This is a genomic window from Haemophilus sp. SZY H36 (assembly GCF_018829625.1).
Lineage (GTDB): Bacteria > Pseudomonadota > Gammaproteobacteria > Enterobacterales > Pasteurellaceae > Haemophilus > Haemophilus haemolyticus_K.
This window is the reverse complement of sequence record NZ_JAHKKA010000002.1, coordinates 137,806-158,777: the sequence shown is the minus strand read 5'-3', so window position 1 is coordinate 158,777 and position 20,972 is coordinate 137,806. Positions and strand designations below refer to the sequence as shown.

Sequence of the window (20,972 nt, the reverse complement as noted above, 5' to 3'; positions counted from 1 at the left end):
TTGAAATGTTATTCTTTTTTAAGCCTGATGGTTTGACGTTAGAGCGATATCAATATAGTAAAGACTAAGGAAAAAATAAATATGAAGCATCAATCTTATATTTCGGTTCCGTTATTTTTTCTTATGGTTAGCAGCCTTGTTATTGCTCGGGTTTCTATTGCAAGTAATATTACTTATGTTGATTCGGCAGATCAAAAAAGCTTTTCGTCTGAAATTTCAGATAATGATGTACAGCTTTTGGGGCAGAGTATTGAATTAAAAGTTTATAAAATGGATGAGATGAGTTCATCTCAAACTATTTATGAATCTCCGGCTGGGATTTGTAAAGGGTTTAAGGCTAGAGGTGTAAATTATACAAATTCAACCCACAATTATCTTTCACCCAATGATAAAACAGAATATTATGGCAGCGTAACTGGCGCTACAATTTATGGTGGGAAGAATACGCAAAATTTAAGTTATGTACCCGTTTATTCTATTTCTGATAAAAAAGTATCTGAGCGTATTCAAATTATAGAAAATAAGAAATTGAAGGAAAAGGCTGTTAACAATGTATCAGAAGGGAAAGCGGTGTTAACAGAAGTAATTTGTAAATAGAGGTGGATATGAAAAAAAATATTTTAGTATTAGGTATAACATGTTTATTAGTTGCATGTTCTTCTGATAATAAGCCAGATAATGGCATTTATGATATGAAAACAGTTCAGGAATATAACGCCCGAGTGCAGAGTGGAAATACTGTTGTTGCCTTACAAAAAGCTCGGGTCTCTAAACAAGAAGAAACACCACTAAAAATGAATGCGAGTGATGAGAAAGCGAAAGTAAGAATTATTAGCCCTACTCTTCCTGTGGTCCCCGCTGTGGGTGTCGGTTATTATCATCATTATCATAATTGGTAATAGAAATTTGAGAATTTAGACAGCTATATTTTTATAGCTGTTTTTTTGATTGTAATAATTAGAAAGGACGATAATTTTATAGTAAAAAAAGCGAGCTTATGCTCGCTTTTTTATAATGAATCTAGCTCTTATAGACTCGTTACCGCAAATAACACCCAAACGGTATAAATTGTGGCTAAACCATAAAAGATAAATCCACCAGCTGGCACATGTATTTTAAGATCGTGCATACCGTGGTGAATACGATGTAAACCGCACCACATTGGGAAAATAGTAAGCACTAAAATAACTAATTTACCAATCCAAGAATAAGCAAAAGTAATTAAATTATGCGCATCGACTAAACCAAATGGTAATAACAAACCGATAATTAAAATAACGACAGGGAAAAAAATTGCACTCACTGTGCCGCCTGCACCGAACATTAACCATACTGGCGGTTCGCCGGAGCGTTTTGGATTTTGATCAACCATTTTTTCTCTCCCTTAGATATAAACTAAAACTAAAGCAATCACGCTAACTAATGCTGTTACCGCCCAAAGTGCATTTCTTACAACGCGGTGTGGTAAGCGTTCATTTTTCACAATGATATTCATCACTTTTGGCGTCATTAAGAAATATGTCACCGTATGATAAAACGTTGCGATAAGCGTAATAATATTTAAGAACACCACAATTGGGTTTCTTAAAAACTCAATAAAGCTCAAGATGCCTAAGCCTGGCATTGGATTGCTTGCGAGGCAAAGAACACCATAAAGCAACACGATACAAAACCATACAGCAAAGATTGAAGTCGCTTCACGTAGCATATAAGCTTTGTAGAAGTCCAATTTTTGCCACCAAGTCGCTGTCATTGGACGAACATATTTTTTACGTTTACTAACTGTTACTGACATTCCTTCCCCCTTAGCTTTTTGGTTTTAGCATAGAGATAACATAATCTTTGGCACTTTCCACTTTTCCTTGATTAATTGCAGAAGCAGGATCCACATGTTTTGGACAAACTTCTGAGCAATAGCCAACGAAAGTACAACTCCAAACCCCGTTTTTACCATTTAACAATGACATACGTTTTGCTTTACCATGGTCACGGTTATCAAGATTATAACGATGAGCCATAGTAATAGCTGCAGGGCCTAAGAATTCAGGATTTAAACCAAATTGAGGGCAAGCAGCATAGCATAAACCACAGTTGATACACATTGAGAATTGACGATATTTCTCAAGCTGTGCAGGCGTTTGTTTAGTGCGACTTGCTTGCAATTCTTTTGATGGATGTGGTTTACCATCTAATGCTGGTGCTTCGTTACCAATAATATAAGGTTTAATTGCCTCTAAACTTTCGATAAAGTGGCTTAAATCAACCACCAAGTCACGTTCAATTGGGAAGTTTGCTAACGGCTCAATACGCATATGGCCGCTGTAATCACGTAAGAACGTTTTACAAGCTAATTTCGGTTTGTTATTTACCATCATCCCGCAAGAACCACAAATCGCCATACGGCAAGACCAACGATAAGAAAGAGATGGCTCAAGTTTATCCTTAATATAACCTAACGCATCAAGCAATGAAGTTTGATTATCATAAGGTACTTGATAGGTACTTAGATGCGGCTCTTGATCGATTTCAGGATTGTAGCGTAATACTTCAACATTCATTACTGGTGAATTAGCCATTTGCTTGCTCCTTAGCTTTCGCAGAGGCTTCTTGAGCTTCTGCTTCCGCACCGTAAACACGTTTTGCAGGTTGAGATTTAGTAATTTTCACCGGACTGTATTCAATGCGCGGTGCACCATTCTCATTGTAGAAAGCAAGTGTGTGTTTTAAATAATTTACATCATCACGTTCAGTGTAATCTAAGCGTTGGTGAGCACCACGAGATTCTTTACGTTCAATCGCTGAATTTGCAATAGATTGTGCAACATCTAGGATGTAGCCTAACTCAACTGTATAAAGTACATCTGTATTGAACACGCTTGAGTTATCTGCTACACGAATACGTTTGTAACGTTCTTTTAATTCTGCAATTTTATCTACTGCTTTTTGCATGCTTGCTTGGTCACGGTAAATACCACAGCCTTCTTCCATTACAGAACCCATTTCGTCACGGATTTCAGACCAAGATTCGTTACCTTCTTGTTTATGAAGGGCTTCTAAACGAGCAACAACATCTTTAGCTTGAGCATCAACCGCACTTTGATTTACAGATTGAGCCTCTACAGCACGTTGTGCCGCATATTCGCCAGCAACACGACCTAACACAACAAGTTCAGCTAAAGAGTTAGAGCCTAAGCGGTTTGCACCATGTAAACCTGAAGATGCACACTCACCTACAGCAAATAAACCTTTGATACGAGTTTCGCTGTTAAAATCAACCTCAATACCGCCCATCGTGTAGTGAACAACTGGACGAACTGGGATTGGCTCATTCACTGGATTTACACCTTCATAAGCACTTGCTAATTCACAAATGAATGGCAGACGCTCATGTAAATATTTTTCACCAAGATGACGTAAATCTAAATGCACCACATCTACGCCTTTCGCTGTTTTTAAGGTATTACCTTTTTTCCATTCTTGCCAGAATGCTTGAGAAACTTTATCACGTGGACCAAGTTCCATATATTTATTTTGTGGTTTGCCAATTGGTGTTTCAGGTCCTAGACCGTAATCTTGAAGATAGCGGTAGCCATCTTTATTCACTAAGATACCGCCTTCACCACGACAACCTTCAGTCATTAAAATACCTGTATTCGGTAAACCTGTTGGGTGATATTGAACAAACTCCATATCACGAAGTGGTACACCATGACGATACGCCATAGATAAGCCGTCACCTGTTACAATACCGCCGTTGGTATTGAATTTAAATGCACGACAACCACCACCCGTTGCAATCACAACCGCATTTGCATTAATTTGAACAAGCGAACCTTCCATCATATTCATTGCAACCATACCACGAGCATGGCCATCATCAACAAGAATATCTAATACGAAGTGTTCATCAAAACGTTGGATTTGTGGATATTGAATAGAAGTTTGGAAAAGCGTGTGTAATAAGTGGAAACCTGTTTTATCGGCAGCGAACCAAGTACGCTCAATTTTCATTCCACCAAAACGACGTACGTTTACATCGCCATCAGCTTTACGGCTCCAAGGACATCCCCAACGTTCTAATTGAGTCATTTCCACAGGTGAATGTTGTACAAAATATTCCACAACATCCTGTTCGCAAAGCCAGTCACCACCAGCAACGGTATCTTGGAAGTGTTTATCGTAAGAATCTTCCTCTTTGATAACTGCCGCTGCGCCACCTTCTGCTGCCACGGTATGGCTACGCATTGGGTACACTTTTGAAACTAATGCAATTTTTAAGTTAGGATTTGCTTCTGCTGCTGCAATCGCTGCACGTAAACCGCCGCCACCAGCGCCAACAATCGCAATATCGACATTAACTGTTTGCACGATATCCTCCAATAAATGTAGAAAGTAAAAAATAGAAATCACCCTAAAAGGGTAATCTAGTAAGGTCATTCTGCCATTTTTTGTTACAAATTAATAACGTTTTTTATGTAGGGAAAGGGAAAAAGGATGATTTTGTGATCTACCTCAAAAAAGCTTAGATTGAGTTGAGAAGGGCTCTCGTTTACAATGATGCAAATTTAAAAATGGGAATAAAAATGACCGCACTTACTCATTGGCAACCTTCTGCCGATATAAAAAATCTTCTTAAACGTGCAAAAATTATTGCTGAAATTCGTCAATTTTTTACAGAGCGAGGCTTGCTTGAAGTTGAAACGCCTGTTCTAAGTGAATTTGGCGTCACTGATTTGCACCTTTCCACATTTAGCACAGAATTTCTCGCGCCTTTTGGTGAACAATCGAAAACACTTTGGCTTTCTACAAGCCCTGAATATCATATGAAACGCTTGCTTGCTGCAGGCAGTGGACCGATATTCCAAATCAGTAAAGTGTTCCGTAATGAAGAAGCCGGTAATCGCCACAATCCAGAATTTACTATGTTAGAATGGTATCGACCGCACTTTAATATGCATCGTTTAATTAATGAAGTAGATGATTTACTCCAACAAATTTTAGATTGCCCACCTGCAGAAAGTTTAAGCTACCAATTTGTTTTCCAAGAATATGTAGGTTTAGATCCCTTATCTGCAGAACGTTCAGAATTAATCGAAGTGGCGCGTAAACATAGCTTTATGGCTGAAGATAATGAAGAGCGAGATACTTTATTGCAGTTCTTATTTAGTGAAGTCGTTGAACCTCAAATAGGAAAAGAACGACCTGTTGCGGTTTATCATTTCCCTTCAACGCAAGCCGCCCTAGCACAAGTGAGCCCAGAAGATCAGCGAGTTGCAGAACGCTTTGAGTTTTATTACAAAGGGTTAGAACTAGCAAATGGTTTCCATGAATTGACAGATGCACGAGAACAAAGACATCGTTTTGAATTAGATAATCAACAAAGAAAGAAACACGGATTGCCAATTCGAGATATTGACGAACGTTTTCTGGCTGCATTAGAAGCTGGCTTACCAAACTCTTCTGGCGTTGCGCTAGGAGTCGATCGTCTGATTATGGTTGCGTTAGGTTGTGAGAAAATTAATGAAGTGATTTCTTTTGCCGTAGATAATGCCTAGACGAAAAGTGCGGTAAAAAATTTACCGCACTTTTGATATTTTTAGTTACTGATCCATAATGGCAATCGTATAGTAACAGCAAGCCCGCCTAGTGGGCTTTTTTCAGCCCAGACCTTTCCTTGATGTTCCTGAATAACATTAGACACAATCGCCAATCCTAGTCCTGTGCCGCCAGTCGTTCTAGTTCGCGTCTCATCTACTCGATAAAATGGTTTGAAGATTTTTTCAAATTCATCTGGATGGACTCCAGATCCGTTGTCATCTATACGGATCCTGAGAAATTCTTCTTCTTCTTCTTCTTCTTGGATAAAAATATGAAGTTCGATCTTATCCTTGGTGTATTTAAGAGCATTTGTCACAATGTTTTCGACCGCACTTTCTAGCAATCTAAAATTGCCGTTAAGTTGTAATTCATTTTTAGGTAAACGAATATTTGTGAGAAACGCTATACCACGTTGCTCTGCCTCAAATTTTGCATCGTTGATAATATCAGTCCAAAGCGTATTAGCATAAAAAATATCCCGTTCCATTTGGCTATTCATTTGCTGGCGTGAAAGTAGAAGCAATTCACTAATCATTTTATCCATTCGGCCAATTTCTCTTTCAATGCGTTTTACGCTATCTGTTTCACCACATTCATGGCGAACAAGCGCTGTAGCTAGTTGTAAACGTGCTAGTGGTGTTTTAAGCTCATGTGAAATGGAAGACAGTAAAGATTGTTGATTGGAGATAAGATTGTCAATCGCCGTTGACATTCTATTAAAACTTCTTCCAACTTGTCGAAGTTCAAGAGGGCCTGATAGGGATAAGTTACGATCAATTTTAAAGTTCCCTAGGGCGACAGAATTTGCGGCTTCTTGTAAACGAGATATTGGGTTGACAATGGTTTTTGTGAACCACCAGAGTAATGGTGTAGTAATTAATAAGATTAAGAAACCAAGCATAGCTGGGTTATCAAATAAATAATTTAAAATTGCTTGTTGTGGATTTATATGATTGATGAAGAATAAAGCATATTCGTCAGGTTTATCACTAAGATAAATTTGGAATGGGCCAACAATTTGTAAATCATTGAAAGTTTTTCGTTTGGGATGAGAAAAATCATCAGAAACAACAGAGAATGCTAAAATTGCATCACGCTCTTCCGGTAATTCACCTAATATATTTTGGGTCTGTAAATTGACTAAAACAGGACGATATGGATTGTATTTATCTGTTGGCAATACGGGGGCCTCTACGAGTAGATTACTAAGTTGTTTATTCCGTATTGTATCCATGATTCTTTTCTGGTAGTTGATTACTTCAGATTCTTTTAAAGGCGTATAAATTCGAAGATCAAAATAAGGCATGATAACAATAAGTGTCATCATGACAAAGAATGCTATCCAGAAAACTGAAAATGTACGTATGGCTAATTGGTTAATATTAAAAATCTTAGTGAGTTTCATTATTCTATGGCACTAAAAGATATCCACGTCCACGTAATGTTCTAAACCAAGGTAGATCATTCTCTCGGAGAGGGAGTTTTTTACGTAGATTTGACATATGCATATCAATGGAACGGTCAAAGGGAGTAAGAGGCTTGCCCAATACTTTCTCACTGAGTTCATCTCTGGTTGCGCTACCATTTGGAGATTGAATTAATTGGTAAAATAGTAAAAATTCTGTGCTAGTTAAATTTAAATCTTTACCTTGATAAATAGCTCGTTGAGAAATTGGATGTAATTCAATCCCGTGAAAGAATATTACTGAATTTTCATTTTCAGAATTTTTTGTAGATTTACCGTTTTCTGTTTTGAGGAGGACGCTACGGCGTAAAATAGCTTTTATACGGGCAACTAATTCACGATCATTAAATGGTTTAGGCAAGTAATCATCCGCACCCAATTCTAAACCAAGCACGCGATCGATATCGTCACCTCTTGCAGTAAGCATCATCACTGGCACATTAGAGACTTTACGAATTTCTTTTAATGTATCAAGACCATTTAGCTTAGGCATCATCACATCAAGTAAAACCAACTCATGGCCTTCATCCAGTTTTTGTAATGCCTCTAATCCATTATTTGCTGTTTGAACTTCAAATCCTTCCAGTTTCAGGAGTGCAGATAGTAATTCCGTTAATTCAATGTCATCATCAACGAGTAAGAGCTTTGACATAGGCGCTGTCCTTTTTATCAAACGTCTGTGTTTATACTGTCATTATAAGTGTAAGCTTATTTCCAGAATTGCCACCAGCTTGATTTTGGTTTCTCACCAGTTTGAATAATGGTGTTGTTTTCGCCTTGTTGCAAAACTTCTGGCAAAGGTTTATCAAGATTGGTTTCTGTCACCATACCACGTTGATCAAATTTTACAGTGAAAGTGTGTTGAACAGGTGTTTCATAAGCACGTTGTTGTAAGAACACATAGTACCAAGTCTGACTATTATAAGGATCGATTAATACTGGCGTACCCAACAAATATTGTACTTGTTGAGCTGTCATGCCTTCTTTAACTTGAGCAACTGTAGTCGCTTCTAAATAGTTGCCTTGCGGTACATCAATTCGATATACAACTTTTTCAACGGTGGAACAAGAAGCGACGCTTAATGCTAAAAAGGTTGCGCCTAAAAGTGTTTTAACTTGCATTTTCTTTACCTTATTTGTGCAAAAGTACTGTCAAATAATACCCAAGTTTGAGCATATTTCCAAATTAATTCTCTGATTTTAAAGCCTTTTGTAATTGATCTTTTAAATTCGGCGGTAAACCCTTGATAGTAAGCGTATCCGTCATTGGTTCCCATTGAATTCGAGTATTTAATAAATCGGCATCGAAACTAATACTCACCCCCTTTCCTGAACCAGTGAATTTCGTTAGGGATTTTAAAGTTGAACGTACTGGCGGAATGCTATCTTCCAAGCCATAATTCTGTTCTCCCGCAAAGGTAACAAAAGGCTGTTCGTTTAGAGTGGGTAAGGAATCAGAAAGTTCCTGCAATTCAATTTCATCACCGCCTGCAAGTTGAGCTTTGCAATATTCAAACACTTGTTTTTTCACCGCTTGAGTTTGCTCTTTGTTGAGTTCGCCTTGATCGCAGTAATCACTCACTGCTTGCAATAAACACTGATTTTGTACTTGTGGATTTAATCCTTCTTCGGCACCTAAAAAATCCATGAAAAAATCACTAATTTTTCGACCGACACGGCCTTTTATGAAAGTTAAATAACGATTAGAGTTTGCATTCACCTGCAAATCCGTCAAATTCACTCTTGCCGCAATATCAAACTGAGTAATATCAAGATATTCTGTACGGCGAATATCTAAATGCTCATCCACTAACATACTATGACGGCTATCAAGCAATGCAATAAACAAATAATCTGTTGCTAAGAAATTATATTGACATAAAATCAAAGTACCACTTTCTGCAAAGTTATATTTACCTAGCTCATCTGCAAGCAATTTTGTTGAGTATTGACTAAAACCTAAAAACTCAATTTCTTGTTCCAATAAACGATTTAAATGTTGTGCAAATATAGACTTTTCCTGAAACACACCAAAAGCCTTAGCTTTATTTTGATAGCCTTGATGAAGTTGCAACATCATTTGTTCTACTTCTGGCGTAATTGACAACAGCTCATCGCGTAATACGCTTTCCATTTTTATGCTGTCGCCATCCACATTTTTGACTAACTGATGCAAAACAATTTGATTAACGGTAATACTCATTTTTGTCACCTTTGAAAAATTTGCCGCAAATTATAACCGCACTTTTTAAGCAAGAAAAAAGAAATTATTTAGGTTCTACCAAATAATCGGGTATCATAAGCCAAATTTTTTGTTTTATTTTTAACATTATGGCTCAACATTCTAAATATTCTGATGCTCAATTAAGTGCGATTGTAAACGATATGATCGCAGTATTAGAAAAGCATAAAGCCCCTGTAGATCTATCCTTAATCGCACTGGGTAACATGGCGAGTAATTTATTAACCACCAGTGTGCCACAAACTCAACGTGAGGCATTAGCTCAAGCGTTTTCTAATTCCTTAATTAATGCGGTAAAAACACGTTAATATGAAATGGATTAAAAAAGGCACCTTCAGTGGCAAACAATACCGCGATGACGTTTCACGAAAAATCTCGTGGGGTCATTGGTTTGCCTTTTTTAATATTATTGTTGCTATTCTTATTGGCACTCGTTATGCCTTTATCATTGACTGGCCAGATACTCTCGCAGGAAAACTTTATTTCTTTGTGAGTTTGCTCGGGCATTTCAGTTTCAATGTTTTTGCGTTGTACTTACTCGTGGTCTTTCCACTGAGTTTCATTGTTAAAAACCACCGCACTTTTCGCGGATTAACCGTGATTTTTTCCACGATTTGTATAACCTTATTATTATTTGATACCGCCGTTTTCAATCGTTTTAATCTGCATTTATCCTCTGTTGTATGGAATTTGCTGGTCAATCCAGAAAATGGTGAAATGTCACGCGATTGGCAAATTTTCTTTGCACCAATGCCAATAATTTTACTGGCTCAAATGTTATTTTCTCGCTGGAGTTGGGAAAAATTACGCAGTCTTGAACGCCAAAAATGGCTAAAAAGTACTGGCATATTCTTAACCGCAACGTTCATTGCGACGCATTTAATTTATGCTTGGGCTGATGCTTATTTGTATCGTCCTATCACCATGCAACGTTCTAATTTCCCTTTATCTTATCCAATGACAGCTCGTTCTTTTTTAGAAAAACACGGTTTCTTGGATGGAGAAGAATATACGCAAAAATTGGAGCAAGAAGGTCGTTTAGATGCCTTAAAAATTGATTATCCGAAAAAAGAACTCACTTATGCACCAATTACGCATAAATCTAATATTCTGATCGTAACGGTTTCAGGTTTGCGCCATGATGCGATTTCTAGTGAAAAGATGCCAAAACTTGCTGAATTTGCGACAAGTTCAACAGAATTCACTAATCATTACAGCACAGGTAACAGTAACAACGCAGGCTTAATTGGGTTATTTTACGGGCTAAATGCAAATTACACCGATAGCGTTTTAAGCAATCATACCCAATCTGTTTTAATCGAAAAATTACGTGCTGAAAATTATCAATTGGGTTTATTTTCTGCTACGAATTTCAAAGATAGCGTCTTCCGCCAAGCATTATTTCGTGAAATGAAACTTTCATCGAATAAAACCAATAAACCAAATAATGAAAGTGCGGTAAAAAATCTCAATGATTTTATTAAAGCACAAAAAACTGTCTCACCTTGGTTTGCTTATTTGGATTTAGCCTTGGAGGCTAAAAATCCATCAGATTATGACCGCACTTTGCAGGACATTGATTCTCTTTTAGCAAAAGCGTTAGAAAGTACACCGCTTGAAAATACATTAGTCATTATCACGTCAGAGCATGGTGTAACCTTTAATGAAATGAATGAAAAAGAGCGAGAAAACTACTTTGGGCGCGATGAAGTTCAAGTGCCATTGCTTGTATATTGGAAAGATTTACCGGTAGGCAAGCAATATGGGTTAAGCAGTCATACCGATATTTTACCTGCATTGATGAGACAAATTTTCCATGTAGAAAATAGATTAATGGATTATACACAAGGGGCTAATTTATTTGACCTGAGCGGGCGCGATTGGGTTCAAGCGTCTAATTTTAATTGGAATGTAATTATTCAATCAGATGGCACTCAATATCATATTAATCGTAAAGGTAACTACAAAAAGTTTAACCCTAACTATGAGGAGCAATCTTCGGATAGACCGCCGTTAGGCTTATTCTTGGAAACGTTTCAACTTGAAAATCAATTTTTTGAAAAATAGATAGATAAAATAATATGAACGACGAACAGCAAAATTTAAACCAATCTGAAAATACGAAAAAAACTTTTTTTCAATCTTTATTTGGTCGCTTTTTTCAAGGTGAACTAAAAAATCGTGAAGAACTTGTGGAAGTGATTCGCGATTCAGAACAAAACGATTTAATTGATCAAAATACGCGTGAAATGATAGAAGGCGTGATGGAAATCGCGGAGCTTCGTGTTCGAGATATTATGATTCCTCGTTCACAAATTATTTTTATTGAAGATCAACAAGATTTAAATACTTGTTTAAACACAATTATTGAATCCGCACATTCTCGTTTTCCTGTGATTGCCGATGCAGATGATCGCGATAATATCGTAGGCATTTTGCATGCAAAAGATTTATTGAAATTTTTACGTGAAGATGCCGAAGAGTTTGATTTATCTTTATTATTACGTCCCGTCGTGATTGTGCCAGAAAGCAAAAGAGTGGATCGTATGTTGAAAGATTTCCGCTCTGAGCGTTTCCATATGGCTATTGTGGTGGACGAATTTGGTGCGGTATCTGGCCTTGTTACCATTGAAGATATACTGGAACAAATTGTTGGCGATATTGAAGATGAATTTGATGAAGAGGAGGTCGCAGATATTCGTCAGCTTTCTCGTCATACTTATGCTGTGCGTGCGCTCACAGATATTGATGATTTCAATGCGCAATTTAATACAGATTTTGATGATGAAGAAGTGGATACCATTGGTGGTCTGATTATGCAAACTTTTGGTTATTTACCAAAACGTGGTGAAGAAATTACGTTGAACAATCTTCAATTTAAAGTCACCTCGGCAGATAGTCGCCGATTGATTCAACTTCGAGTCACAGTGCCGGATGAACATTTGGCAGAAATGGATGATGTGGAAGAAAAAGCCGAATAGCATTTTATCATCTTTAATGATGGCGCGCGTTTTATAACGCGTGCTTTTTATTTACTTGAAATGGAATTTTAAATTTCAACACAAAAGACGCTCGTGAGGGCGTGCAAAATATAATTGAATCTATGAATAAATATTTTACTTATCTTATTGCGATTATATCTGGTTTAGCCGGTGTTTTTGCCTTCTCGCCATTTGATTATTGGCCTTTAGCCTATGTTTCTTTACTCGGTTTACTTTATGTCGCTAAAAATCCTAAAAAATCCACCGCACTTTTAGCGACGTTTTTGTGGTCGATGGGATTTTTCTGTTTTGGGGTGAGTTGGCTTAATGTCAGTATTCACCAATTTGGCGGTGCGTCTTTAGGTGTAAGTTATTTCCTTGTCGGTTTACTTGCAGCTTATCTTGCGCTATACCCGATGCTCTTTACCTATTTGGTTCAGCGTTTCAACGTTCAAAGTGCGGTAATTTTCGCCGTGATTTGGACATTTACAGAGTTTTTACGTGGTTGGATTTTTACTGGTTTTCCTTGGCTTCAGTTTGGTTATACACAAATTGACAGCCCATTTTATGGCATCGCTCCGATTTTTGGGGTAACAGGATTGACGTTTTTTACCGTTTGGGCAAGTGCGGTGGTTTTTAATTTTGTTTTATCTTTGTTTAAAACAAAAAATCTTAAATTAGTCTTGGCGAATGTTTTATTATTGATCATCGTGGGGGGATTAAGTACTTATTTATCCCGAATTCACTTTGTAAAATCTGTTGAAGATAAGGCAATTTCAGTCACGCTTGCTCAAGGAAATATTGAACAAAATCTCAAATGGGATCCTGCTTATTTCTATTCTACTTTGGAGATTTATCAAAAATTAATTGCAGAAAATCTTGGTAAAACAGATTTAATTATTTTGCCTGAATCAGCGTTGCCAACTCTTGAAAATGCGATTACCCCATTTTTTGAAGGATTAGATCGTGCTGCTAAAGAAACGAAAACGGAGATAATGATTGGCACGGTATTCCAAGATACGAAATCTGGTAAATTGCTTAATTCTATTATGACTGCTGGAAACCCAGACTTTCCTTATCAGCCAGATACGTTAAATCGTTATAGTAAGCATCATCTCGTGCCGTTCGGTGAATATGTTCCACTAGAAAGTATTCTGCGACCACTGAATTCCGTGTTTAATTTGCCGATGTCTGCATTTCAAAGCGGGGACGCGATTCAGCCATCTTTAATGGCAAAAAAACGTGCTTTTTCGCCAGCAATTTGCTATGAGATTATTTTTGGCGAACAAGTGCGGCAAAATTTGAAACCAGATACGGATTATTTGCTCACAATTTCTAATGATGCCTGGTTTGGTGATTCGATTGGGCCTTGGCAACATTTACAGATGGCAAGAATGCGCGCTTTAGAATTGGGTAAACCGCTTATTCGTGCAACGAATACGGGGATTTCAGTCTTTGTTGATGCACAAGGTAAGGTGTTAACACAGGCACCGCAGTTTATTGAAACAACGTTGACGCAGAAAATTGCACCTGCGGAAGGCAAAACCCCTTATTCTGTGCTAGGAAATATGCCTTTATATGCTTTGTCATTGTTGTTTTTAGTATTACACGGCATGATGGCGTTTGTTCGTCGTAAGATGAACCTTTCACAAAAACGCTAGTCAAAACGACCGCACTTTTTATTTATAAACGAGATTTTAATGAATCAAAATCTAATTGAAGTTAAGAATCTCACCTTTAAACGCGGTGATCGCGTGATTTACGATAACCTGAATTTGCAAGTAAAAAAGGGAAAAATCACTGCGATTATGGGGCCGTCGGGGATTGGTAAAACCACCTTACTTAAATTGATAGGTGGGCAACTGATACCAGAACAAGGTGAAATTTTGTTTGATGGGCAAGATATTTGTCGCCTATCTAATAGTGAACTGTACGAAGTACGCAAGCGGATGGGGATGTTATTCCAATCCGGTGCGCTTTTTACGGATATTTCTACTTTTGATAATGTCGCTTTTCCTATTCGTGAACATACGAATTTGCCTGAAAGTTTAATTCGTCAAATCGTGTTGATGAAATTGGAGGCTGTTGGGTTGCGAGGCGCAGCCGCATTGAGGCCTTCAGAACTTTCGGGTGGTATGGCTCGTCGAGCTGCATTAGCACGCGCTATTGCGCTTGACCCTGATTTAATTATGTTTGATGAGCCATTTACGGGGCAAGATCCAATCAGTATGGGCGTAATTTTGAGCCTGATTAAACGATTAAATGAAGCGTTAAATTTGACTTCTATCGTCGTGTCGCACGATGTGGAGGAAGTATTGAGTATTGCAGATTATGCCTATATTATTGCAGACCAAAAAGTCATCGCAGAAGGAACATCTGAGGAGCTTTTACAAAGCCAAGATCCGCGAGTGGTGCAATTCTTAAAAGGTGAATCTGATGGTCCTGTGCGCTTTAAGTACCCAGCGCAAGATTATGTGAAGGAATTGTTTGAATGATCGTCAATTTTATTTCTGCTTTGGGAAAACAGGTGATTAACTTTTTCCGTGCATTAGGCCGAGCAGGCTTTATGTTATTTGGCGCTTTGATCGGCAAGCCACAAATTCGTAAGCATTTTCCTTTGCTTGTGAAGCAAATGCATGTTTTAGGTGTCCAATCGTTACTCATTATTTTGTTGTCCGGTTTATTTATTGGAATGGTATTAGGACTACAAGGTTATGTTGTGTTAGTCGATTTTTCTGCTGAAACAAGTTTGGGACAGCTTGTAGCGCTTTCTCTTTTACGAGAATTAGGTCCTGTTGTTACCGCACTTTTATTTGCTGGTCGAGCAGGTTCTGCATTGACGGCTGAAATAGGCTTAATGAAAGCCACTGAACAACTTTCTAGTCTTGAAATGATGGCTGTTGATCCTTTACGTCGAGTGATTGCACCTCGTTTTTGGGCAGGCGTTATTTCCATGCCAATTTTGTCAATTTTGTTTATCGCGATTGGTATTTGGGGCGGTTCCTTAGTTGGTGTGGATTGGAAAGGTGTTGATTCAGGCAGCTTTTGGTCTGTGATGCAAAATTCCGTGAGTTGGAGCTATGATATTTTAAATGGCTTTATTAAAGCGGTTTTCTTTGCTGTAGCCGTAACTTGGATTGCGCTTTTTAATGGTTATGATTGTATGCCAACATCAGAAGGTATCAGCCAAGCTACGACACGAACAGTTGTGCATGCCTCTCTTGTTGTTCTAGGATTAGATTTCATTTTGACTGCTATTATGTTTGGAGCAGGTTAAGGATTTTTTATGAGACAAACAATTAAATATGAATTTTGGGTTGGATTATTTTTATTACTTGGTATTGGTGCCTTAGTTTTTTTAGGTTTACGTGTGGCCAACGTACAAGGTTTTGGTGAGACGAAATCTTATACTGTGACGGCAACTTTTGATAATATTGGTGGACTTAAAGTACGTGCACCATTAAAAGTTGGTGGAGTGGTTATTGGGCGTGTGAGCGGTATTACGCTTGATGAAAAAAGCTATTTACCAAAAGTTAGTATTGCAATTAATCAGGAATATAATGAAATCCCAGAAAACAGTTCTTTATCAATTAAGACATCTGGCTTGTTAGGTGAGCAATATATTGCATTGACAATGGGGTTTGATGATGGTGAATCGGCAATGCTTAAAGAGGGTAGCCAAATTCAGGATACAAAATCTGCGATGGTGTTGGAGGATTTAATCGGCCAATTCCTTTACGGCGATAAAAAATCTGATGGTAACAGTGAAAAGACTGAGCCTACAGTACAATAACAACTAACATTTATTTAGGAGATTTATGATGAAATTTTTCCGAGTGAAAAAATGGTTTGCAATTTTAACCTTAGTATTTACCGCACTTTTTGTTGCTGGTACTGCTATGGCTGAAACAAGTCCTTATGTATTAATGCAACAAGCGTCAGATAAATTGTTTTCTGATATTCAGGCAAATCAAAGCCAGATTAAAAAGAATCCAAATTATCTACGTACTATCGTTCGTAATGATTTACTGCCTTATGTTCAAGTCAATTATGCAGGTTCTTTAGTTTTAGGTTCTCATTTCAAATCTACTACGCCTGAACAACGTGAAAAATTCTTTAAAGCTTTTGGTGATTTTATTGAACAAGCTTATGCACAAGTATTAACGGCATATTCAAATCAACAAATCCAAATTGAGCCAGAAAAAGCATTAGGTGATAAAAACTTAGTAAATATTCGTGTGAATATTATTCAAACCAATGGTGCAGCACCAATTAAATTAGATTTTAAATGGCGTAAGAATGGTAAAACGGGTGAATGGTTAGCTTATGACATGGTTGCTGAAGGCGTGAGCATGGTTGTAACAAAACAACAAGAATGGAGTGGTATCTTACGTCAACAGGGTATTGATGCATTAACTGCACAAGTACAAAAATCAGCCGCTCAACCTGTAACATTCAGCAAATAATTTTGTTGCCATGTTAAATTGGGATTTAAAGAAAAATGATGATAAGATAGCGCTCCTTTTGTCAGGGGAGCTATCTCGCAATACGTTGTTGCCTATGTGGCAGCAACATGACGTTTTTTTATCTGCTAATGCGTTGGATAAAACAGTTGTTGAATGGAATTTGTCTGGTATTCAACATATTGATTCAGCCGGTTTTGCAGCGCTTTGTGATTTTTTACGAGAGTGCCAAAAGCTTAACAAAACAGTGCGATTAGTTTATCCACCAAAACAATTATTAACCCTTGCAGATCTTGTTGGTTTGTCTGATTGGATCGCAAATTTTACAGATCTGAATTAAACGGAAATCTGATGGAACTTCAAGAAATTGAACGAATTTTAAAAGATGCGCTAAATGTAGAAGAGGTTTATGCTCAAGGTGAAAACGCGCATTTTGGCGTGATTGTAGTGAGTGATGAAATTGCTGCACTTTCTCGCGTAAAACAACAACAAACAATTTATGCGCCGTTAATGGCTTATTTTACTACTGGCGAAATTCACGCGTTAACAATTAAAACTTATACCACTGAAAAGTGGAAACGTGATCGTGCATTAAACCAACTTAATTAAGGATTCAAAAAATGGAAAAATTTCGTGTCTATGGGCAATCTCGTTTAAGTGGAACCGTGAATATTTCAGGTGCAAAAAATGCCGCGCTTCCGATTCTTTTTGCCGCTATTTTGGCAACGGAACCAGTTAAACTCACGAACGTTCCTGCGCTTAAAGATATTGAAACCACGTTGAAAATTTTACGTAAATTAGGCGTGGTTGTAGATCGTGATGAAACTGGCGCAGTTTTATTAGATGCATCGAATATCGATCATTTCACTGCCCCCTATGAATTAGTTAAAACCATGCGTGCTTCAATTTGGGCATTGGCGCCTTTAGTTGCTCGCTTTCATCAAGGTCAAGTATCGTTACCTGGCGGTTGCTCTATCGGTGCTCGTCCGGTTGATCTCCATATTAGCGGTTTAGAAAAATTAGGCGCGGACATCGTTCTTGAAGAAGGATATGTAAAAGCACAAGTATTAGATCGCCTCGTGGGAACTCGTATTGTAATGGAAAAGGTAAGCGTAGGTGCAACTTTATCTATTATGATGGCAGCAACGCTTGCGAAAGGAACAACAATTATTGAAAATGCTGCACGAGAACCTGAAATTGTTGATACCGCTGACTTCCTCAATAAAATGGGTGCCCAAATAACAGGTGCGGGTTCTGATCATATTACTATTGAAGGTGTTGAACGTTTAACTGGTTGTGAGCATAGTGTCGTGCCAGATCGTATTGAAACGGGTACATTCTTAATTGCCGCAGCAATTTCGGGTGGTCGTGTTGTTTGTCAAAATACTAAGGCTGATACTTTAGATGCAGTGATTGATAAACTTCGTGAAGCGGGCGCTCAAGTTGATGTTACTGAGAATAGTATCACTTTAGATATGCTTGGAAATCGCCCTAAAGCAGTAAATATTCGTACTGCACCACATCCTGGTTTCCCTACTGATATGCAGGCGCAATTCACCTTATTAAATATGGTGGCAGAGGGTACAAGTATTATTACTGAAACGATTTTTGAAAATCGTTTTATGCATATTCCTGAATTAATTCGCATGGGTGGAAAAGCTGAAATTGAAGGGAATACTGCGGTTTGCCATGGTGTTGAACAGTTATCTGGTGCAGAAGTGATGGCGACAGATTTACGCGCATCAATCAGTTTGGTTCTTGCAGGTTGTATCGCAACAGGTGAAACCATAGTAGATCGTATTTATCATATCGATCGTGGTTATGAACATATAGAAGAGAAACTTCGTTGTTTAGGTGCTAGAATTGAACGTTTCTCTGGAGAGAGCGAAGTTTAATAAAATAAACTAACTATTAGATTCATTTAATATAGGGGCTAATTTCGAGTTTTTCAGAAATTAGCCCTCTGTTTATCAGTAATTATTACTTTTTAAAAAACTTAAACTCCGTCCATTGATAATATCGTTCGCCTGCGTTTTGAATTCCGCCGTAATTTTGCCATTCAGGATGATTTGGAGTGTCGGGTAAACATTGGGTTTCTAGCGCTACGCCAGAAAAATCGGCATATTGTCCGCCATTTCTCGTTGGTGTGCCTACAAGATAATTACCCGTATAAACCTGCAATGCAGCTTGCGAGGTTCTTACTTCCAAACTTAAATCACCAGTTGGAGAAGTCAGTAACACACAAGGCTTTTGCCAAGCTTTATTGACAATAAAAGAATGATCGTAACCTTTTGTTACTTGCTGATCCCCTTGTAAAAAATCTTGTTTGATGGGTTTAGCAATACGGAAGTCAAAACTTGTATTCACCACGTGCTTTAATGGAGAATTAGGAATCCCTTCATTATCTACAGGCAGATAAAAATCAGCATTTAAACGTAATGTATGTTCACGCACGTCACTGCCTTGCTCTGCATTTTCTAAATTGAAATAAGCATGATTTGTTAGGTTCAATGCAGTATCCTTATCACTCATCCCTGCATATTCAATTTTTACACTATTATCATCTGTTAGCGTATAGGTTACAGACACATCCACATTACCAGGAAAACCTTGATCACCATCCACTGAATGTAATGAAAAACACACAAAATTCTCACCGCACTTTTGAATTTTCCAACGGCGTTTATCAAAGCCCTCTCCACCATGAAGCTGATGTTTACCTTGATTACTTCTCAATTGAATGAGTTCACCATTCAATTCAAATTGTGCATTTGCAATACGATTTGCATAACGCCCTACGCTTGCACCTAAATAACTTTGATGAGTGGGATAATCCTCAACCTTACAACCCAATAAAACCTCGCGTAAACTGCCGTTTACTGGCACTTTACAAGAAAGCCAAGTTGCGCCCCAATCCATAAATTGAACACGCATTTCATTTTCATTTTGTAGGGTTATCAGCTGATAAGGTGCACCATCAGGCGCATTAAAAGTGGTTTGTTCTAACATCATTTTCTCTTAAATCACTCGAACACCTTGTGATGCAGTGCACACATAAAAAGTTTCTTTTAAACCAGTCGTTTTCTCGTAATTATCCGCAATAATTTTACGAACTGCATCGACTTTATCATGCGGCGCAAGTGCGATAATACAACCACCAAAACCGCCGCCCGTCATACGTGCACCGCCACTTTTGCCAATAACAAGTTGAGCTAATTCAACTAAATAATCAATTTGTGGCACGGTAATCTCAAAATCATCACGCATTGAATCATGGGATTCCCCCATTAACTCACCTAAACGAGTCAAATCATTTTTCTTCAATGCTTCCACTGCATCGAGTACTCGTTGATTTTCTGTGACGACATGACGAGCACGTTTTGCTGCTAATGGTGAAAGTGCGGTCAATTCTGCTTCTCTTTTTCGGAATTGTTCAACTGAAACATCACGCAATGCTTTTACTCCAAAAAATTTTGCTGCGTCTTCACATTGCTGACGGCGAGTATTGTATTCACCCGTTACCAAATCGTGCGGTACGTTTGAGTTCACAATAATAACGGCGACATCTTGTGGCACGGGTGTTGGAGTGGTTTCAAGACTACGACAATCGATCATCAGTAAGTGATTTTCCTGCCCAAGTGCGGAAATTAACTGATCCATATTGCCACAATTAGCACCAACAAATTGGTTTTCCGCTTTTTGCCCATTCAATGCAATATCCGTGTTAGAAAGTGGTAAATCGCCAAGTTGTTGGCAGAATTTACCCACCGCAACTTCTAACGCAGCAGAAGAACTTAATCCAGAAGAAAGAGGCACATTTCCAGAAATCACTAAATTTGCACCTTGTTGAAAGTGCGGGTAACGTTCTTGGATAAATTTTACAACCCCACGCACGTAATTAGCCCATTTGTGTTCACTCTTAGGAATTTCAACATTGAGAGAAAACTCATCAGTTTCATCAAGATCCGCTGCATAAACATTCCAAATATGATCATCTCGTTTTGTACCAGAAACGGCCGTACCAAAATTAATCGCACAAGGCATAACAAAGCCGTCGTTGTAGTCGGTATGTTCACCGATGATATTGACTCGGCCAGGCGCATAGACGGTAATTTCTGGTAAATTTTTATGCTGTTTATTGAAAATTTGTTGAGCATTTTGGATTGGGGTCATATTTCTATCCTTTATATTAAATCTGTACTCGATCTCCCCTTTCTTTTGTA

General features: G+C 38.0%; 24 protein-coding genes. 14 read left to right on the top strand and 10 right to left on the bottom strand.

Going from position 1 to position 20,972, the window contains the following annotated elements; all coding sequences use genetic code 11:
• The first annotated feature begins 81 nt into the window (after nt 1-81).
• Together KP713_RS04485 and KP713_RS04480 are read left to right on the top strand one after the other, a co-directional pair.
• On the top strand, nt 82-597 hold the full coding sequence (locus KP713_RS04485) for a DUF8095 domain-containing protein (protein WP_048953888.1): 516 nt from the start codon (nt 82-84) through the stop codon (nt 595-597).
• An 8-nt stretch (nt 598-605) separates the two neighbouring features.
• Nucleotides 606-899 carry a hypothetical protein gene (locus KP713_RS04480; protein ID WP_215769972.1) on the top strand — a complete coding sequence of 98 codons (294 nt, stop codon included), beginning with the start codon at nt 606-608 and terminating at the stop codon, nt 897-899.
• A gap of 128 nt (nt 900-1,027) precedes the next feature.
• On the opposite strand, the gene frdD is transcribed toward KP713_RS04480, so the two are convergent.
• The 4 genes from frdD to frdA are packed head-to-tail and all read right to left on the bottom strand — an operon-like array spanning nt 1,028 to nt 4,368.
• Nucleotides 1,028-1,372 carry a fumarate reductase subunit FrdD gene (gene frdD / locus KP713_RS04475; protein WP_048953887.1) on the bottom strand — a complete coding sequence of 115 codons (345 nt, stop codon included), beginning with the start codon at nt 1,370-1,372 and terminating at the stop codon, nt 1,028-1,030.
• Between the two features lie 12 nt (nt 1,373-1,384).
• Nucleotides 1,385-1,795, bottom strand: coding sequence for a fumarate reductase subunit FrdC (gene frdC, locus KP713_RS04470; protein ID WP_215769971.1), 411 nt, complete (start codon nt 1,793-1,795; stop codon nt 1,385-1,387).
• A gap of 10 nt (nt 1,796-1,805) precedes the next feature.
• Nucleotides 1,806-2,576, bottom strand: a complete 771-nt coding sequence (locus KP713_RS04465; protein ID WP_046950006.1) for a succinate dehydrogenase/fumarate reductase iron-sulfur subunit — start codon at nt 2,574-2,576, stop codon at nt 1,806-1,808.
• On the bottom strand, nt 2,569-4,368 hold the full coding sequence (frdA, locus tag KP713_RS04460) for a fumarate reductase (quinol) flavoprotein subunit (RefSeq protein ID WP_215769970.1): 1,800 nt from the start codon (nt 4,366-4,368) through the stop codon (nt 2,569-2,571). The genes KP713_RS04465 and frdA overlap by 8 nt, the downstream gene beginning before the upstream one ends.
• A 215-nt stretch (nt 4,369-4,583) precedes the next feature.
• Between frdA and epmA the strand changes: the two genes are divergently transcribed.
• Nucleotides 4,584-5,555, top strand: a complete 972-nt coding sequence (gene epmA, locus KP713_RS04455; RefSeq protein ID WP_215769969.1) for an elongation factor P--(R)-beta-lysine ligase — start codon at nt 4,584-4,586, stop codon at nt 5,553-5,555.
• Nucleotides 5,556-5,596: 41 nt separating this feature from the next.
• Here epmA and cpxA read toward each other — a convergent pair whose 3' ends face one another.
• From cpxA to yejK, 4 genes are all read right to left on the bottom strand, one after another.
• A complete protein-coding gene (gene cpxA, locus KP713_RS04450; RefSeq protein WP_215769968.1) occupies nt 5,597-7,003 on the bottom strand; it encodes an envelope stress sensor histidine kinase CpxA in 1,407 nt (468 codons plus the stop codon).
• 4 nt (nt 7,004-7,007) lie between these two features.
• Nucleotides 7,008-7,715, bottom strand: a complete 708-nt coding sequence (locus KP713_RS04445; RefSeq protein ID WP_048953883.1) for a response regulator — start codon at nt 7,713-7,715, stop codon at nt 7,008-7,010.
• A gap of 56 nt (nt 7,716-7,771) precedes the next feature.
• Nucleotides 7,772-8,185 carry an outer membrane protein assembly factor BamE gene (bamE, locus tag KP713_RS04440; RefSeq protein ID WP_048953882.1) on the bottom strand — a complete coding sequence of 138 codons (414 nt, stop codon included), beginning with the start codon at nt 8,183-8,185 and terminating at the stop codon, nt 7,772-7,774.
• A 64-nt stretch (nt 8,186-8,249) separates the two neighbouring features.
• Nucleotides 8,250-9,266 carry a nucleoid-associated protein YejK gene (yejK, locus tag KP713_RS04435; protein ID WP_048953880.1) on the bottom strand — a complete coding sequence of 339 codons (1,017 nt, stop codon included), beginning with the start codon at nt 9,264-9,266 and terminating at the stop codon, nt 8,250-8,252.
• Between the two features lie 128 nt (nt 9,267-9,394).
• Between yejK and KP713_RS04430 the strand changes: the two genes are divergently transcribed.
• The 11 genes from KP713_RS04430 (at nt 9,395) to murA (ending at nt 18,644) form a co-directional block, all read left to right on the top strand.
• Nucleotides 9,395-9,613 (top strand): YejL family protein, encoded by a 219-nt coding sequence (locus KP713_RS04430; RefSeq protein WP_005625990.1) that lies wholly within the window; start codon nt 9,395-9,397, stop codon nt 9,611-9,613.
• Nucleotide 9,614: 1 nt separating this feature from the next.
• The gene (locus tag KP713_RS04425; protein ID WP_215769967.1) at nt 9,615-11,372 is read left to right on the top strand and encodes a DUF3413 domain-containing protein; all 1,758 of its coding nucleotides are present in this window, start codon (nt 9,615-9,617) and stop codon (nt 11,370-11,372) included.
• 14 nt (nt 11,373-11,386) lie between these two features.
• Nucleotides 11,387-12,286: a CNNM family magnesium/cobalt transport protein CorC gene (gene corC / locus KP713_RS04420; protein WP_215769966.1), complete on the top strand. Its 900-nt coding sequence runs from the start codon at nt 11,387-11,389 to the stop codon at nt 12,284-12,286.
• 122 nt (nt 12,287-12,408) lie between these two features.
• Nucleotides 12,409-13,947, top strand: coding sequence for an apolipoprotein N-acyltransferase (lnt, locus tag KP713_RS04415; RefSeq protein WP_215769965.1), 1,539 nt, complete (start codon nt 12,409-12,411; stop codon nt 13,945-13,947).
• Between the two features lie 39 nt (nt 13,948-13,986).
• Nucleotides 13,987-14,781 (top strand): phospholipid ABC transporter ATP-binding protein MlaF, encoded by a 795-nt coding sequence (gene mlaF, locus KP713_RS04410; RefSeq protein WP_215769964.1) that lies wholly within the window; start codon nt 13,987-13,989, stop codon nt 14,779-14,781.
• Nucleotides 14,778-15,563, top strand: a complete 786-nt coding sequence (gene mlaE, locus KP713_RS04405) for a lipid asymmetry maintenance ABC transporter permease subunit MlaE (RefSeq protein ID WP_118816019.1) — start codon at nt 14,778-14,780, stop codon at nt 15,561-15,563. Before mlaF ends, mlaE begins: the two co-directional genes overlap by 4 nt.
• 9 nt (nt 15,564-15,572) lie before the next feature.
• Complete coding sequence (gene mlaD / locus KP713_RS04400; protein ID WP_005636837.1) at nt 15,573-16,079, top strand: outer membrane lipid asymmetry maintenance protein MlaD; 507 nt, start codon at nt 15,573-15,575, stop codon at nt 16,077-16,079.
• Between the two features lie 25 nt (nt 16,080-16,104).
• Nucleotides 16,105-16,752 (top strand): phospholipid-binding protein MlaC, encoded by a 648-nt coding sequence (gene mlaC / locus KP713_RS04395; protein ID WP_502793469.1) that lies wholly within the window; start codon nt 16,105-16,107, stop codon nt 16,750-16,752.
• A 10-nt stretch (nt 16,753-16,762) separates the two neighbouring features.
• Nucleotides 16,763-17,089, top strand: coding sequence for an STAS domain-containing protein (locus tag KP713_RS04390; protein WP_215769963.1), 327 nt, complete (start codon nt 16,763-16,765; stop codon nt 17,087-17,089).
• Between the two features lie 11 nt (nt 17,090-17,100).
• Nucleotides 17,101-17,358 carry a BolA family protein gene (locus KP713_RS04385; protein WP_005631356.1) on the top strand — a complete coding sequence of 86 codons (258 nt, stop codon included), beginning with the start codon at nt 17,101-17,103 and terminating at the stop codon, nt 17,356-17,358.
• A gap of 11 nt (nt 17,359-17,369) precedes the next feature.
• Nucleotides 17,370-18,644 (top strand): UDP-N-acetylglucosamine 1-carboxyvinyltransferase, encoded by a 1,275-nt coding sequence (gene murA, locus KP713_RS04380; RefSeq protein WP_215769962.1) that lies wholly within the window; start codon nt 17,370-17,372, stop codon nt 18,642-18,644.
• An 85-nt stretch (nt 18,645-18,729) separates the two neighbouring features.
• On the opposite strand, the gene galM is transcribed toward murA, so the two are convergent.
• The gene (gene galM / locus KP713_RS04375; protein WP_215769961.1) at nt 18,730-19,758 is read right to left on the bottom strand and encodes a galactose-1-epimerase; all 1,029 of its coding nucleotides are present in this window, start codon (nt 19,756-19,758) and stop codon (nt 18,730-18,732) included.
• Between the two features lie 9 nt (nt 19,759-19,767).
• Nucleotides 19,768-20,922 carry a galactokinase gene (gene galK / locus KP713_RS04370; RefSeq protein ID WP_215769960.1) on the bottom strand — a complete coding sequence of 385 codons (1,155 nt, stop codon included), beginning with the start codon at nt 20,920-20,922 and terminating at the stop codon, nt 19,768-19,770.
• Between the last annotated feature and the right edge of the window lie 50 nt (nt 20,923-20,972).

Excerpts from the sequence above, each read along its gene's own strand:
- KP713_RS04485 (WP_048953888.1), top strand. The coding sequence starts at position 82 with ATGAAGCATCAATCTTATATTTCGGTTCCGTTATTTTTTCTTATGGTT.
- KP713_RS04480 (WP_215769972.1), top strand. The coding sequence starts at position 606 with ATGAAAAAAAATATTTTAGTATTAGGTATAACATGTTTATTAGTTGCA.
- frdD (WP_048953887.1), bottom strand. The coding sequence starts at position 1,372 with ATGGTTGATCAAAATCCAAAACGCTCCGGCGAACCGCCAGTATGGTTA.
- frdC (WP_215769971.1), bottom strand. The coding sequence starts at position 1,795 with ATGTCAGTAACAGTTAGTAAACGTAAAAAATATGTTCGTCCAATGACA.
- KP713_RS04465 (WP_046950006.1), bottom strand. The coding sequence starts at position 2,576 with ATGGCTAATTCACCAGTAATGAATGTTGAAGTATTACGCTACAATCCT.
- epmA (WP_215769969.1), top strand. The coding sequence starts at position 4,584 with ATGACCGCACTTACTCATTGGCAACCTTCTGCCGATATAAAAAATCTT.
- cpxA (WP_215769968.1), bottom strand. The coding sequence starts at position 7,003 with ATGAAACTCACTAAGATTTTTAATATTAACCAATTAGCCATACGTACA.
- KP713_RS04445 (WP_048953883.1), bottom strand. The coding sequence starts at position 7,715 with ATGTCAAAGCTCTTACTCGTTGATGATGACATTGAATTAACGGAATTA.
- bamE (WP_048953882.1), bottom strand. The coding sequence starts at position 8,185 with ATGCAAGTTAAAACACTTTTAGGCGCAACCTTTTTAGCATTAAGCGTC.
- yejK (WP_048953880.1), bottom strand. The coding sequence starts at position 9,266 with ATGAGTATTACCGTTAATCAAATTGTTTTGCATCAGTTAGTCAAAAAT.
- KP713_RS04430 (WP_005625990.1), top strand. The coding sequence starts at position 9,395 with ATGGCTCAACATTCTAAATATTCTGATGCTCAATTAAGTGCGATTGTA.
- KP713_RS04425 (WP_215769967.1), top strand. The coding sequence starts at position 9,615 with ATGAAATGGATTAAAAAAGGCACCTTCAGTGGCAAACAATACCGCGAT.
- corC (WP_215769966.1), top strand. The coding sequence starts at position 11,387 with ATGAACGACGAACAGCAAAATTTAAACCAATCTGAAAATACGAAAAAA.
- lnt (WP_215769965.1), top strand. The coding sequence starts at position 12,409 with ATGAATAAATATTTTACTTATCTTATTGCGATTATATCTGGTTTAGCC.
- mlaF (WP_215769964.1), top strand. The coding sequence starts at position 13,987 with ATGAATCAAAATCTAATTGAAGTTAAGAATCTCACCTTTAAACGCGGT.
- mlaE (WP_118816019.1), top strand. The coding sequence starts at position 14,778 with ATGATCGTCAATTTTATTTCTGCTTTGGGAAAACAGGTGATTAACTTT.
- mlaD (WP_005636837.1), top strand. The coding sequence starts at position 15,573 with ATGAGACAAACAATTAAATATGAATTTTGGGTTGGATTATTTTTATTA.
- mlaC (WP_502793469.1), top strand. The coding sequence starts at position 16,105 with ATGATGAAATTTTTCCGAGTGAAAAAATGGTTTGCAATTTTAACCTTA.
- KP713_RS04390 (WP_215769963.1), top strand. The coding sequence starts at position 16,763 with ATGTTAAATTGGGATTTAAAGAAAAATGATGATAAGATAGCGCTCCTT.
- KP713_RS04385 (WP_005631356.1), top strand. The coding sequence starts at position 17,101 with ATGGAACTTCAAGAAATTGAACGAATTTTAAAAGATGCGCTAAATGTA.
- murA (WP_215769962.1), top strand. The coding sequence starts at position 17,370 with ATGGAAAAATTTCGTGTCTATGGGCAATCTCGTTTAAGTGGAACCGTG.
- galM (WP_215769961.1), bottom strand. The coding sequence starts at position 19,758 with ATGTTAGAACAAACCACTTTTAATGCGCCTGATGGTGCACCTTATCAG.
- galK (WP_215769960.1), bottom strand. The coding sequence starts at position 20,922 with ATGACCCCAATCCAAAATGCTCAACAAATTTTCAATAAACAGCATAAA.